Source organism: Alloalcanivorax mobilis, from assembly GCF_002864685.1.
In the GTDB taxonomy this organism is placed as follows: Bacteria; Pseudomonadota; Gammaproteobacteria; order Pseudomonadales; family Alcanivoracaceae; genus Alloalcanivorax; species Alloalcanivorax mobilis.
The window spans coordinates 38564-51440 of record NZ_NMQZ01000005.1; the positions used below are offsets into that span (position 1 = coordinate 38564).

Sequence of the window (12877 nt, forward strand, 5' to 3'; positions counted from 1 at the left end):
AACAGAGCATGTTTCAGAATTTTCGTCTTGCCATGGCGTGGGTGCACACCTGGTTCGGGCTGGTGCTCGGCTTTGTGTTGATGGTGGTGTTTTTCTTCGGCTCGCTGTCGGTGTTTGATCGGGAGATCGACCGTTGGGCGATCCCCGAATCCCGTTTCGAGCCGCAGCCGATGCCCTCGTTCGACCGCATCCTGAAGCCGGTGTTCGAGAGCATGCAGCCCAGCCCGGAGAGCGTGGCCGCGATGCGCCCGCGCGTGGATGGCCCGATGCCCGAGCACTTCGACACGCCGGTGCGCTGGGGCGCCTACACCACCCACCGGGACCCGGTGCTGGGGGTGTTCGCCGGTTATCAGGTGCCCAACGCCAAGGACCCGGAAGAGCTGGTGTGGGGCAACCGCACCATCGATCCACGCACCGGCGAATCGCTGCCGGACGATCATCTGAAGATCGGCAGCCAGTTTTTCTATCCGCTGCATTACAGCCTCAATTTTCATTGGAAGGATCTGGGTTACTGGATCGTTGGCCTGGCGGCGCTGATCATGCTGGTGGCGCTGGTCAGTGGGGTGGTCATGCACCGCAAGCTGTTTCGTGAGCTGTTCACGTTCCGGCCCGGGAAAAGCAGCCAGCGGCGCATTCTGGACCTGCACAATCTCACCGGCGTGGTGGCGCTGCCGTTTCATTTCATGTTCGCGTTCACCGGGCTGGTGATCTTCGCTGGGATGTATTTTCCGGTGACCCATACGCAGCTTGAGCCGTTGCACGATCTGCACGAAATCATCGAGGCCGAGGAAACCGGGTTACCCCATGAACGCGCCGGCGTGGCCGCGCCAATTGCCTCGGTGGACGCGATGGTGGCCGAAGCGCAGCGCCGCTGGGCATCGAAAGACATGGCCGGCGACGTCGGTTTTCTGGCGGTGCAGCATGTGGGCGACGCCAACAGCTACGTGAGCGGCTATCGCGCTGGCACCGACCGCATCGCGCTTACCGGCGAGGGCATTCACTTCAACGGCTCCACCGGCGAGGTGATTCGCGAAGACCCGGTGCCCTCGGCGGTGGAGAACATCGGCGAGTTCCTGACCGGCCTGCATTTGCAGCATTTTCGCCATTGGTTGCTGCGCTGGTTGTATGTGCTGGGCGGGCTGGCCGGGTGCGTGTGCATCGCCACCGGTTTCCTGTTCTTCGTTAAAAAGCGCAAACGCCAGCATGCCCAGAAGGGTGTCAGTGGCGCGCGCACGGTGGAAGCGCTGGCGGTGACCACCGTCACCGGCATGCTGATCGCCACGCTGGGCATTCTGATCGCCAACCGCCTGCTGCCGGCCAATCTGCCGGCGCGCGGCGATTGGGAACAGTATTGTTTCTGGGCTGTGTGGGCACTGGCGATGGCGCACGCCTTCTGGCGCTCGGGGCCGGTCAGCGCGGTGCGCACGGCGCCGGCTTGGATTGAGCAATGCCGGGCGGTTGCCGTTTTGGCGGTGAGCGCCGTCGCACTCAACTGGATCACCACCGGGGACCATCTGTGGCGCACTTTAAGCGCCGGCTACTGGCCGGTGGCCGGCGTTGATCTGGCGCTGCTGGGCAGCGCCGTGCTGGCGCTGTGGGCGGCTCGCCAACTCAAGCGCCGTGACCGGCGCGCGGCGCGCGCCGCCGACGAGAGCGCCGCCGGTGAGGTGGTTCATGCCTGATAATCTGATGTTACTGATGGCCTTGCTGAGCAACGTGGTGGGCATGGGCTGGTTGGCCCTGGCCATGGAAGTGCACTGGAAACAGGTGCGCGGCAGGACGCCACGGGGCAACAGCACGGTGCTGGGCCTGCGCGCGCTGGGTGCGCTGGCACTGACGGTGTCGCTGGTGCTGTGCCTGAAGGTCGACCACCCCAGCATGGCCGCGCTGGTGTGGGTGATGGCTCTGGCCGGCGCGGCATTGGTGATCGCGTTTACCCTGGCGTGGCGCGCCCAATGGCTGGCGATTCTGCTGGCACGCCGACCGGCCCGCGCCCGCGTCTGAGCGGGGCGGGCGTGAACTCAGCGGCGCACGCCGCTGGCGTTCAGATGGCTGCCGCCGTCCACCAACAAGGCTTCGCCGGTGCTCAGGTCGCCACCGATAATCAAACCCAGCACCGCCATCGCCACGGTTTCCGGTGAGGCGGCGTCGTTGAGCGCGGCGCCGGCTTTGGTTTTCTCCAGCAGGGCGGCGTAGGCCTCCTTGCCCAAGCCGTTTTCCAGCCACTCCCCTTGCACGAAGCCCGGACAAATAGCGTTCACGCGAATCTGCGGCCCCAGCACCCGGGCCAGGGATTTGGTCATGGTCAGCAGCGCGCCCTTGGAGGCAGCGTAGGCAATGGAACTGCCGACCCCGGCGAGGCCGGCGATGGACGCCATGTTGACCAGGTGGGCGGTGCCCGCCTCGCGCATCGGCGCTTCGGCGGCGCGCGCCATCTGATAGGCGCCCACGGTGTTGACGCTGTAAATATCCAGGAAATCCTGTTTGCTCAGGCCGTCCAGATCATGGTGCGCGCAGAAGCGGGTGGTGCCGGCGTTGTTGATCAGAATGTCCAGGCGGCCAAAGGCCTCCATGGTGGCCGCCACCAGGGCGCGGCAGTCGGCGTCTTCAGCGACGTTGGCTTTGACCACCAGGGTCTTCACGCCCAGGGCTTCGCACTCCGTGGCCACCGCGCGGGCGCCTTCTTCATTGCGGCTGTAGTTGATCACCACGTGGCAACCCTGCTCAGCGAACAGGCGCGCGATGGCGGCGCCAATGCCCGACGAGGAGCCGGTGATGATGGCGACGGCGTCTTTTATTTTCATGGGGGTTCCTGAAGGTGGCAAAGGATGAAGGTGGCGAAGGTCGAAACCCCGACGCTACCACAAGCGCTGAAGCAGCGGGCAGCCCGAGACCGGCAAAAGGTGTATCCGAATGTGGCGGGCGAGAAAGCGCGCGACATAAATCCGCGGCCACGCGCATCCCCTTGCTGCACCGTGTTGTTGTTTTTCTCTTAACTTGCAGCTTGCAGCTTGCAGCGCGTCGCGCCTAAGCGCGCGCCGCGAAGCGCTTTACCACCAGTATTTGCCCCAATGCTCCGGGTTGGCCCAGAAGCGCGGGTTGTTCCAACTGCGTTGGAAATTGTAGGTGACCAGGTCGTAGCTGTAGAGATCCAGCGCGCGGTTGTCTTCGGCGAAATGGCCTTCTTCGCGGCAGCCCAGCGCCAGAAAACCATTGTGTGGCCAGCGCAGCTTTTCCGGAGCCAGGCGTGGTTGATAGACCACCACCATGGAGTCGGTGTGCAGGTTGCGCAGCAGGCCAAGCAAGGCCTCGCCGTCCTGACGGCTCATGTATTCAAGCTGATCAGCGACGATCGCCATGTCCACCCGGTCAATGCGGTCCAGTGCCGGGAACGGGTTTTGTTCCTGGATGTGGGTCAGCTGGCACTGATGATCCGCGCACCAGTGCTCCGCCAGTGGCACCGGGTTCAGGCTCAGGGTCAGCAGGGTTTTGGGTTGATGGCTGTCAAGAATCGCCGCCAGTTTTTCCTGGGGCGTACGGATGGCTTCGGGTGTGATGGCTGTATTCATGGCTTCGAGTCTAAGGGCATCCGTGGGCAAGCTCCAGCGCCGGGCGGCGCTCAAGGAGCGGGAAAGGCGTCACGGACGTTAAAAGTTGTTTGACGGGCAGCGATAAGAGGGTTGACGGGGATCAGGAAGCATGTTGATAATGATTCTCAACCACATTTAAGGAGGCGCTCATGTCCCAAGTCATCCATGCTCCAAAAGCCGCGGCCCCCGCTCAACGCCGCATCGCCATCGCCGGTGACAGCAGCGTCGCCAGCCGGGCCTTGCTCAACCGTGACGGTAAGCTGTGGATCGAACACGGCGGTGAACGCTATTTGCTGCGCCGCACCGCCAACGACCGCCTGATCCTGACCAAGTAGCGCCCCGCAATCACCGTTCTCCCTGACCGTGGAAAGCCCGCCGCCGCCAGCTGCCCACACCCTGGATTTCCGTCTTAGTGCAAGGAGGCCTTCCATGACGGTCACCGCCCTCGTTCCCCCCGCTCCCGTTTCATCGTCATCCATGCTGCGCCAATGCCGTGCGTCCCTCGGCGACCGGGTGCTGCGTCTCCAGGACGAACCGCCGGCGATTCTCAAGGGGCTTTATCGCCTGGGAGCGCTGGTGGTGACCACTTTTGCTCCCGGCGCGCGGGTGTCGCAATCGATGCGTTACCCGGCCCTGGTGGACGACGACTGGAGCCTGGAATGTCGGGGCGAACAGTGCCGGCTCAGCCATCATCTGGATATGAGCCAATGGCAATCGGTGATGGCGGTGCTGGCGCCGGTGGCGGACCTGGCCCCTCGCAGCCTGTTGTTTTTCGACCGTTTCGGGCAGCCGCTTCAACAGATGGCGGTGGCTCCGGAGAGCGGTGGCCTGGCGTTCGAGGAACTGGTGTGCGCCATGCTGCACCCGGATCAGCGCCATCTCGGGCAAACGTTCAGCCCGCGCCGGGCGACGCGCGCACCGGGCCTGCTGGTCAGTGAAATGGAGCGGCTCTGGTCGCACGGCGACGACGACAGTTTTCGCGCCCTATTGCGCCAGCTTGATGACCGCCGCGAGGTGCTCTACCAGGCGGTGCGCGACAAATTCGCCTGCCCGGCGCGATTGGAGACGGTGCCCGCCTTGCTGGCCACCGCCAGCCAGCGCGGCGAAGCGCTCACCGTTTGCACCGGCAACGCCGGCGTGCGCCTGTGCCTGACCGCCCCCTGGTCGGCGCCACGCTGGCAGGGCGGCCAGTGCCATCTGGCCCACAACGGCGTGCTGATGTCGCTGGACATGGGCCGCGTCGCCAGCGTCTGGCGCCTGCGCCGGCCCGGCCCGGGCCGCGTGGTCACCGCGCTCGAGGCGCTGGATGTGGAAGGCCGCTGGTTGTGGACCCTGTCCGCCGGCGACGACGAAGAACGCTGGCTGGCGCTGCTCAGCGACAGCCTGATCCGCGAAGGCCGGCCGGGGATGTTGATGGCGTGACGCCGCGGGGCGGCGGGCACGGGAGAATAGGGGGCAGTTTGAAAAGAACAGCTATGCCATGCCGTCGATAAAGCCGCGCTCCGTGGAGAAGGGCAAGCAAGCTGCAAGTGCGACTACGTGCCCTCAGCCTACGGCTTTTTGGCTTGCGGCTTGCGGCTTGTAGCTTGCCTGCCCCTCCTCCACCGACACGCAGAAGCATCTGACCCGGCACGGCCTCTCTGTATCCTCGCAATTCAAAAATGCCCGTCGAATTCGCGGATCAAACCGATCAACTCGTTGGTGGGCTGTTGCAGCCCGCGCAGGGCTTCTTCGGCGAGCGGGGCCACGTCGCATTGCGCGGGCAGCGGGTGGTCCGCTTCCAGCAGGGCGCGGAAGCGGGCGATGAACACCCACTGCAGCCATTGGCTGAAATTCATGGTGTCGGCGAAGAACGGCGTGGCGCTTTCGAACGCTTGCGGTTCCGGGGGCAAGGTTTCCCACAGGTCCAGACGTTGCAGTTCGTCTTGCATGTCGTCGAGCAGGCGGGTGAGGTGCAGGCGGGTATCAGTCATCGAAAAGAGGCAACAAGTCGGTCAGTTCGCGCAGATGGTGGATGTGATGCTCCGGTCTGTCCAGGTCTTGCGGCCAGGACAGGTCGATCAGGTTGGCCCAGACCGAATGGAAACCGTGCCGGCGCGCGGCGTCCACGTCTTCCACCGGGTGATCGCCCACGTGCAGCGCCTGGTGCGGCTTAACGCCGGCGGTGCGCAGGGCGGCGTGGAACATATCCGGTTCGGGTTTGCGTATGCCGATGCTCTCGGCGGAGTGGTGAAACGCAAACAACTCGGCGATACCAATCTGCTTGAGGTCCGCGTTGCCATTGCTGAGCGCCCCGAGGGTGTAGCTGTCGGTGAGCGTTTCCAGCACTTCCAGGGCGCCGGGGAAGAAGGTCACCCGGTTGCGCGCTTCGTGGAACACCAGGAAGGCATCGGCGGCGATGTGGCGTGCCTCGCGCTCTTCGAAGCCGCCGTCGATAAAGGCGAAGGCCATGGCGTCGCGGCGCAGTTCGGTGAGGTTGTTCAGGTAAGCCGGGCGCTCGCGCACCAAGCGGTCACGCACCGCGCGCACCCGCTCGGCGGTGAGGGCGCTGGCGGCGTCGGGGTGGCGTTCGGCGATCCAGTCGCTGCAGGTACGTTCCGCCTGGCGGATCACCTCGTCCACGGGCCACAGGGTATTGTCCAGGTCGAATGTGATGAGTCGAAGTCCGGTCATGCTGGCATCATAGCGGTGATCGGCGGGGCGAGGAATCCTCCGTTGAGCACGATGTGAGGGCTTACTCATCGTCCTCTTTTCGTTGCGCCCGGGGGTGGGCGCCGTCGTAGATCCGGGCCAGGTGCTGAAAATCCAGGTGGGTATACACCTGGGTGGTGCTCAGATTGGCGTGGCCCAGCAGTTCCTGCACGGCGCGCAGGTCGCCGGAGGATTCAAGCAGGTGGGTGGCGAACGAATGGCGCAGCTTGTGCGGGTGCAGGTGATCTTCCAGGCCGCGCGTCAGGGCGCTGCGTTTAAGGCGCTGCTGCACGCTCGATGGTGAAATGCGCCGGCCCCGCTGGCTCACGAACAGGGCCGGCTGGTCCGGATCGGCGACCAGCGCCGGGCGCGCCTTGAGCCACTGGCGCAACGCCGCCTGGGCCGGCTTCCCCATCGGTACCCGGCGGGTCTTGTTGCCCTTGCCGGTGACCGTGACGCGGCCTTCGACCAGGTCGGCGTCGTTCAGATTCAGCCCGATCAACTCCGCCAGACGCAGCCCGCAGGCGTACAGCAATTCCAGCATGGCCTGATCACGCAACGCCAGGGGGCCTTCGCCGGTGGGGCTGTCGAGCAGGTGGGTCACCTGGTCCGCGTCCAGTGCTTTGGGCAGCCGTTTGCCGCTTTTCGGCGCGCGGATATCCAACGCCGGGTTGTCGCGCGCCTGGCCTTCGCGAATCAGAAAACCGTAAAAGGTGCGCAGGGTGGACAGCAGCCGCTGGATGCTGCGCCCGCCCAGGCCCTCGCGGTGCAGGCGCGCGACCAGCGCGCGAACGTCGTGGCCGGTGGTGGCGGACCAGGGGCGGGGCAGATGCGGCGCGGCCCGTTCCAGGTCGCGCCGGTAATGGTTCACGGTGTGGGGGGAGAGCCGCCGCTCGCTGGCCAGGTGGCGCACGAAGGCGGCGATGGCGTCGTCCACGGTCAGGCGCGCTGCGCCTGGCGGCTGCTGCTGGTGCGGCCCACTTCCACCAGGCGGCGGCTGAGCACCTCGCCAATGTGGGTGATGAACAACGTGCCCATGGAGCTGCGGAAGTGCATGGCGTCGCGGCTGCCGATGGCGAGCACGCCGAGGCGGCCGTTGTGGTCCAGCGGCACCATGGCGGCGGAGTGAATCGGCTCCGCCTGGTCCAGAAACAGCGCTTCCAGCTCTTCCTTGCGCAGCACACCGCACAGCGCCTTGCCGGTGCGCAGCAACGGCGCCAGGGCGCTGGGCAGCTCCTCGCCATCGACAAAACGCACCTGCTTGCGCACCTCGCCGAGCAGGGGCATTTCGCGATCGTGCAGCAACAACGCCACCGCGTCGCAACGGAACTCTTCTTCCAGGCTGCGCAGCAACTGGCGGAACAGCTTGTCGCTGGTGCGTGCCTCCAGCAAGGACAGCGTCAGGCGGCGGGTGTGTTCAAACAGTTTGTCGTTCTCGCGGGCCACGTCGATCAGGCCGTTGAGGCGCTCGCGCAGTTCCTGATTGCGCTCGCGCAGGATCGCCGCCTGGCGCTCCAGCAGCGACACCGCTGGCCCGCGCGGATCGGGCAGGCGCATCAGCTCCAGCAGCTCGGGGCGGTGCTGGAAGAATTCCGGGTGATCGCGCAGATAGGCGGCCACCTGATCGGGTCCGGCTTGCTTGTCGTCCGTCATTCAGCGGCTCCTTCGCCCGGGGTCGTCAGTTGCACCTGGATTTCGCCATCATAGACACGGCTGGCCGGGCCTGTCATCCGCACACCGCCTTCGCCGGCGTAATGCACCTGCAGGCTGCCGCCGGGCAGATGCACGGTCACGGTGCTGTCCAGAAAGCCACGCCGCTGGCCGCACAGCACCGCCGCGCAGGCGCCCGACCCGCAGGCCAGTGTCTCGCCGGCGCCCCGTTCGAACACCCGCAGGCGGATTTCGCTGCGCAAAACGATCTGCATAAAGCCCACGTTAACGCGCTCGGGGAACTGCTCGTGGCGCTCCAGCAGCGGCCCGACCGTGGCCACCGGGGCGGAATCCACGTTTTCCACCAGCATCACGCAGTGCGGATTGCCGAGCCCCACCGCCGCCACTTCATAGGCGTTTTGCCCGGCCACCAGCAGGTAGGTGTCGGCCTGTTGTTTGGCGATCATCGGGATGTCCGCCGGCGCCCATTGGGGCGCGCCCATGTCCACGGTCACCAGGCCGTCGTCGGTGACCCGCAGCAGCATGCGCCCGGCGCGCGTCTCCACGGTGATCTCGTGCTTGTCGGTGAGGCCCTGATCGCGCACGAAGCGGGCGAAACAGCGCGCGCCGTTGCCGCACTGGCTTACTTCGGAGCCGTCGGCATTGAAAATCCGGTAACGGAAATCGACGCCGTCATGACGGCTGGGCTGCACCACCAGCATCTGATCAAAACCGACCCCGAAGTGGCGATCACCCAGCCGCCGCAGCTCCGCCTCGGGCAGCGGCGGCCCGTCCTCGGGCAGGGGCTGGCGAATGCCATCCACCACCAGGAAGTCATTGCCGAGGCCGTGCATTTTGGTGAACTGGAGTTTCATCGAACCGGTTCCGGGGAAGGTCTGCGGTGAAGGTATTGTAGGGGGAACCGGGGGCGGGATACAGGATTCAGGATACAGGATTCAGGATTCAGGATTCAGCGCGGGCGAAGTTCTGGCGTACGGGAAGGCCATGCCCGCGCGCCCGGCGCAGACGGAGGCCACGACCCCAGCGCCACCGCGCGGCTGTGAGCGCTTCGGCGGCTCCGGCCTTTCCCGCGCTGAATCCTGTATCCTGCATCCTGTATCGATATCGCCCCATTCCGCAGCTCGTTTACAATGCCTGCTCCCACTCTTTCGGATGCCCCATGCTCTCTTACCGCCATTCCTACCACGCCGGCAATTTCGCCGATGTGCTCAAGCATCTGGTTCAGATCGCGATTCTGGATTACCTGCAGTTCAAGGATAAGCCGCTGGTGGTGCACGACACCCACGGCGGCGCCGGGTTGTATGAAGTGGCCTCGGAGCACATGCAGAAGACCGGTGAATATCAGGATGGGGTGGGCCGTTTATACGGCCGGCAGACCGGTGTGGAGGTGATCGACCGCTATCTGGATCTGATCGCCGGCTTCAACGACGGTGGGCCGTTGCGCCGCTACCCGGGCTCACCGGCGATCAGCGCGGAACTGCTGCGTGAGCAAGACCGGCTGCAGATCACCGAACTGCACAACAGCGATTACCCGGTGCTGGCGGCCCTGTTCGAGGGCGACGAGCGCATCCGGGTGTTCCATGACGACGCCAACCGGGGGCTGAAATCGCTGCTGCCGGCGGCGCACAAGCGCGGCCTGGTGCTGGTGGACCCCTCCTATGAACTGGAGGGTGACGAAGCGCATACCCTGGCCGGTCTGGTCGAGGGCCTGCGCCGCTTCAACACCGGCTGCTTCGCGATCTGGTACCCGGTGATCGGCCGGCGCCGCGCGGACGCCTACGCCGAGCGCCTGGTGGCGCTCGGCACCCGGGCACTGCGCCTGGAACTGAACGTGCGCCAACCGGGCAGCGCCCACGGCATGACCGGCTCGGGCATGGTGGTGATCAACCCGCCCTGGGGGCTGGACAAGAAAATGGAAACCGCCCTGCCGGTGTTGCACAAGGCGCTGGCGCAAGGCGGCGGGGGTTGGATGGTGAAAGGGTATGGGGAGGAGTAACAAGGAGAAAGTTAAAAGTTAAAAGTTGAAGGGGCGTTGCCAATCGGCTTGTACGTATCCGGCGTGCTTCTTTCAACTTTTAACCTTCAACTTTCAACTTTTTTTTGTTGCTAGGGAATCAACGATTCCAGTTTCAGTTGTTCCTCGATGGTTTCGCGGGCGCGCACCAGGAACGCCTGATCGCCGTCCACCATGACTTCGGCGGCGCGGTTGCGGCTGTTGTAGTTGCTGGCCATGGCGAAGCCGTAGGCGCCGGCGGAGCGCACCGCCAGCAGGTCGCCGGGCTCCAGGGCCAGGGCGCGGTCCTTGCCGAGGAAGTCGCCGGTTTCGCACACCGGGCCGACGATGTCCCAATCGCGGCAGTCCGCTTCATGGGGCGTGACCGGCACGATCTCCTGCCAGGCGGCGTACAGGCTGGGCCGCAGCAGATCGTTCATGGCCCCGTCGACGATGGCGAAATTGCGGTGTTCGGTGGGCTTGAGATAGAGCACCTTGGTGAGCAGAACGCCGGCGTTGGCGGCGATCGAACGGCCCGGCTCAATGTGCACCGGCAGGTCGCCGGGAATGTGCTTGAGCAGGGCGGCCACGTAATCCGCCGGCGCCGGCGGTGCTTCGTCGCGGTAAGTCACGCCCAGACCACCGCCCAGGTCCAGGTGCTGGATCTCGATGCCCAGGCCCTGCAGTTCGTCGAGCAGCTTGAGCACCCGCTCCAGGGCATCCTCGAAGGGATCAAGCCGGGTCAGCTGGCTGCCGATGTGGCAGTCGATGCCGATAATGCGGATGTGCGGCAACTCGGCGCCACGCTGGTACAGCGCCGGCGCCTTTTTGATGTCGACGCCGAACTTGTTTTCTTTCAGGCCGGTGGAAATGTACGGGTGGGTCTGGGCGTCCACGTCCGGGTTAACGCGAATCGACACCGGCGCCTGCATCGACAATTCACCGGCCACCAGATTCAGTAATTCCAGCTCGGCGGCGGACTCCACGTTGAAGCAATGAATGCCTGCCTTGAGCGCTTCCGCCATTTCGCCGGCGGTCTTGCCCACTCCGGAGAACACGATTTTGTCCGGTGCGCCGCCAGCGCGCAGCACCCGCTCCAGCTCTCCGCCGGAGACGATATCAAAGCCGGCGCCGGCGCGCGCCAGCACATTCAAAACCGCCAGATTGCTGTTCGCCTTGACCGCGTAGCAGACCCGGTGCGGGTGATCGCCAAAGGCCTCGTCGAACGCACGATAGTGCTGTTCCAGCGCGGCCCGGGAATAGACGTACAACGGCGTGTCGAAACGCTCCGCCAGCAACGCCAGGGGCAGCTCTTCGGCGTGCAGTTCGCCACCGCGGTAGGGGAAGGGGTCCATATCAATCCTGATCCGAGTCGTCGTTATCGTCTTCCCGATCCGCTGCCGGGGTGGCCTGTTGCGTTGGCGGGGCCGCCTTGGCCGGCTCCTTGGGCGCGAAATACAGTGGCCCCTTCTGGCCGCAACCGGCCAGCAGTGCCAGTGTTAGCAAGCAAACTACACGCATTGAACACCCTCCAACGGGAACAGGTCCGAGAGCGGGCAGTATAGCGGTTTCTCCGCCGGCCGACGATGCGCGCGGCTGGCTCTTCGCGGCGCGGCGGACTACTATCCGTGGTACACGCGGGCGTTCCATCGGAGCGCCCTTTTTTTGCCTGCCCGGGTACCGGGCATTGTGGAGAAAATCATGTTGCCGCCGCCGATTACCGTATCGAGCCTGGATGTCAGCCGCCTGGAACCGCTGTTGGAGAAACTTGCCGACGACGCCAGCGCCGACCTTGAGGAGGAACTGCTGCGCGCCACCGTAGTGGCGCCGGCGGCGGTGCCGGCGAACGTGGTGACGATGAACTCCCGGGTCCGCTGCCGGGAGCAATCCAGTGGCCGGGAATGGGCGGTGACGCTGGTCTACCCGCGCGACATCGGGCGGCCCGATTGTGTTTCGGTGCTGGCGCCGGTGGGCGCGGCGCTGCTGGGATTGTCGGTGGGGCAGAGCATCGACTGGCCGGGGCCGAACGGGCGCACCCTGCGCTTGAGCATTCTGGAGATCGAGTACCAGCCTGAAGCGGCTGGCGATTTCGATTTGTGAAACCGCACAGCAGGTAAACACTCACACCGCTCGTTTCGGAGCGGTGTGAGTTGAGTGTCCCGTGTTTGTCACCGTGTTTGTCAGGCTTCCCGGATCGCGGCCAGATCCTTGTTCAAGCGGGTGCGCACCAGCGCGGCGACCAGTTCCGGGAAGCGTCTTTGTGATACCAGTCGGGCCAGATCGTCGGCGCGGCTGGGCAGGTCAAGCTCCCCGGCGGTCTTCAGCGCCGCCTGATCGGCATAGGGATAGAACTCCGGCCAGACGGTTTGCACCTCGCGTAAAAAAATACCCGCTCCGGTGGCGCCGATTCCCTTGAACCGCTGCAAGGCCCGGCGCGCCGCTTGCGGATCGCCATCGGCCTCGGCGCGCAGCTTGCGCAGGTCGCCGGCGTAGCGAGTCATCAGGGCGTCGGTGACTTCCTCCAACTGGCTGGCGGTTTTTTCATCAACGCGCGCATAGCCGGATTCATTGAGTGTCCGGGTGCGTTGCGTCCAGGTGCTTTCACGCATTTTACGCGGACTTTTCCAGCCGGCTTTGGCCAGCGCCCGGGCGCCGCTCATCGCGACGCTGGCCTGAACCGGCGCGCTGGTCAGCAGCGACAGGCACAAAAGCTGAAACAATGGGGAAGGCGTATTGCGTTCCAGCGGGGCGCCCAGCTCCGCGGCGAAGGTGCGGCCGTGGCGATGAAGAAGAGCCTGAACGCGTTGTGATTGCGTGGACATAAGGCCTCCGGATGTTGTCGAGAAACCTGACCAGAATAGAACCGTGGCCAAGCGGATTCCGGCACCAGCGGTGGATTTTTACAGTCGTTGATGGAGCGGACCTCGACCGA

The 12877-nt window shown here is 65.1% G+C and carries 16 protein-coding genes; 6 read left to right on the top strand and 10 right to left on the bottom strand.

The window, feature by feature from the left end; all coding sequences use genetic code 11:
- Positions 1-8 precede the first annotated feature (8 nt).
- Both CGS25_RS04255 and CGS25_RS04260 read left to right on the top strand, forming a co-directional pair.
- Positions 9-1682 carry a PepSY-associated TM helix domain-containing protein gene (locus tag CGS25_RS04255; RefSeq protein WP_101674691.1) on the top strand — a complete coding sequence of 558 codons (1674 nt, stop codon included), beginning with the start codon at positions 9-11 and terminating at the stop codon, positions 1680-1682.
- Positions 1675-2004, top strand: coding sequence for a DUF3325 domain-containing protein (locus CGS25_RS04260; protein WP_198588690.1), 330 nt, complete (start codon positions 1675-1677; stop codon positions 2002-2004). Before CGS25_RS04255 ends, CGS25_RS04260 begins: the two co-directional genes overlap by 8 nt.
- A 17-nt stretch (positions 2005-2021) precedes the next feature.
- Here CGS25_RS04260 and CGS25_RS04265 read toward each other — a convergent pair whose 3' ends face one another.
- Positions 2022-2804, bottom strand: a complete 783-nt coding sequence (locus CGS25_RS04265; protein WP_089033605.1) for an SDR family NAD(P)-dependent oxidoreductase — start codon at positions 2802-2804, stop codon at positions 2022-2024.
- 246 nt (positions 2805-3050) lie between these two features.
- Positions 3051-3569, bottom strand: coding sequence for a DUF6231 family protein (locus CGS25_RS04270; RefSeq protein WP_101674693.1), 519 nt, complete (start codon positions 3567-3569; stop codon positions 3051-3053).
- A 170-nt stretch (positions 3570-3739) separates the two neighbouring features.
- Here CGS25_RS04270 and CGS25_RS04275 point away from each other — a divergent pair, with 170 nt between their 5' ends.
- Positions 3740-3925, top strand: a complete 186-nt coding sequence (locus CGS25_RS04275; RefSeq protein ID WP_089033603.1) for a hemin uptake protein HemP — start codon at positions 3740-3742, stop codon at positions 3923-3925.
- Positions 3926-4019: 94 nt separating this feature from the next.
- Entirely contained in the window at positions 4020-5012 is a 993-nt protein-coding gene (locus CGS25_RS04280; protein WP_089033602.1) for a ChuX/HutX family heme-like substrate-binding protein, read from the top strand.
- Positions 5013-5245: 233 nt separating this feature from the next.
- Here the strand turns inward: CGS25_RS04280 and CGS25_RS04285 are convergent, their stop codons facing one another.
- The 5 genes from CGS25_RS04285 to dapF all read right to left on the bottom strand — a co-directional run bounded on the left by CGS25_RS04285 (position 5246) and on the right by dapF (position 8806).
- A complete protein-coding gene (locus tag CGS25_RS04285) occupies positions 5246-5563 on the bottom strand; it encodes a YqcC family protein (protein ID WP_089033601.1) in 318 nt (105 codons plus the stop codon).
- Positions 5556-6263 (bottom strand): HAD family hydrolase, encoded by a 708-nt coding sequence (locus CGS25_RS04290; RefSeq protein ID WP_089033600.1) that lies wholly within the window; start codon positions 6261-6263, stop codon positions 5556-5558. Before CGS25_RS04290 ends, CGS25_RS04285 begins: the two co-directional genes overlap by 8 nt.
- 61 nt (positions 6264-6324) lie before the next feature.
- Positions 6325-7224, bottom strand: coding sequence for a tyrosine recombinase XerC (gene xerC, locus CGS25_RS04295; protein WP_101674741.1), 900 nt, complete (start codon positions 7222-7224; stop codon positions 6325-6327).
- Positions 7221-7934, bottom strand: coding sequence for a DUF484 family protein (locus CGS25_RS04300; protein WP_089033598.1), 714 nt, complete (start codon positions 7932-7934; stop codon positions 7221-7223). The genes xerC and CGS25_RS04300 overlap by 4 nt, the downstream gene beginning before the upstream one ends.
- On the bottom strand, positions 7931-8806 hold the full coding sequence (gene dapF / locus CGS25_RS04305; RefSeq protein ID WP_101674694.1) for a diaminopimelate epimerase: 876 nt from the start codon (positions 8804-8806) through the stop codon (positions 7931-7933). Before dapF ends, CGS25_RS04300 begins: the two co-directional genes overlap by 4 nt.
- Before the next feature lie 305 nt (positions 8807-9111).
- Between dapF and CGS25_RS04310 the strand changes: the two genes are divergently transcribed.
- Entirely contained in the window at positions 9112-9948 is an 837-nt protein-coding gene (locus CGS25_RS04310; RefSeq protein WP_101674695.1) for a 23S rRNA (adenine(2030)-N(6))-methyltransferase RlmJ, read from the top strand.
- Positions 9949-10058: 110 nt separating this feature from the next.
- On the opposite strand, the gene lysA is transcribed toward CGS25_RS04310, so the two are convergent.
- Positions 10059-11300 carry a diaminopimelate decarboxylase gene (lysA, locus tag CGS25_RS04315; RefSeq protein ID WP_101674696.1) on the bottom strand — a complete coding sequence of 414 codons (1242 nt, stop codon included), beginning with the start codon at positions 11298-11300 and terminating at the stop codon, positions 10059-10061.
- A gap of 1 nt (position 11301) precedes the next feature.
- On the bottom strand, positions 11302-11466 hold the full coding sequence (gene lptM, locus CGS25_RS04320; protein ID WP_101674697.1) for an LPS translocon maturation chaperone LptM: 165 nt from the start codon (positions 11464-11466) through the stop codon (positions 11302-11304).
- A gap of 180 nt (positions 11467-11646) precedes the next feature.
- Between lptM and rnk the strand changes: the two genes are divergently transcribed.
- Positions 11647-12045: a nucleoside diphosphate kinase regulator gene (gene rnk, locus CGS25_RS04325; protein WP_101674698.1), complete on the top strand. Its 399-nt coding sequence runs from the start codon at positions 11647-11649 to the stop codon at positions 12043-12045.
- Positions 12046-12125: 80 nt separating this feature from the next.
- Here the strand turns inward: rnk and CGS25_RS04330 are convergent, their stop codons facing one another.
- A complete protein-coding gene (locus CGS25_RS04330; RefSeq protein WP_101674699.1) occupies positions 12126-12767 on the bottom strand; it encodes an endonuclease in 642 nt (213 codons plus the stop codon).
- Positions 12768-12877 lie beyond the last annotated feature (110 nt).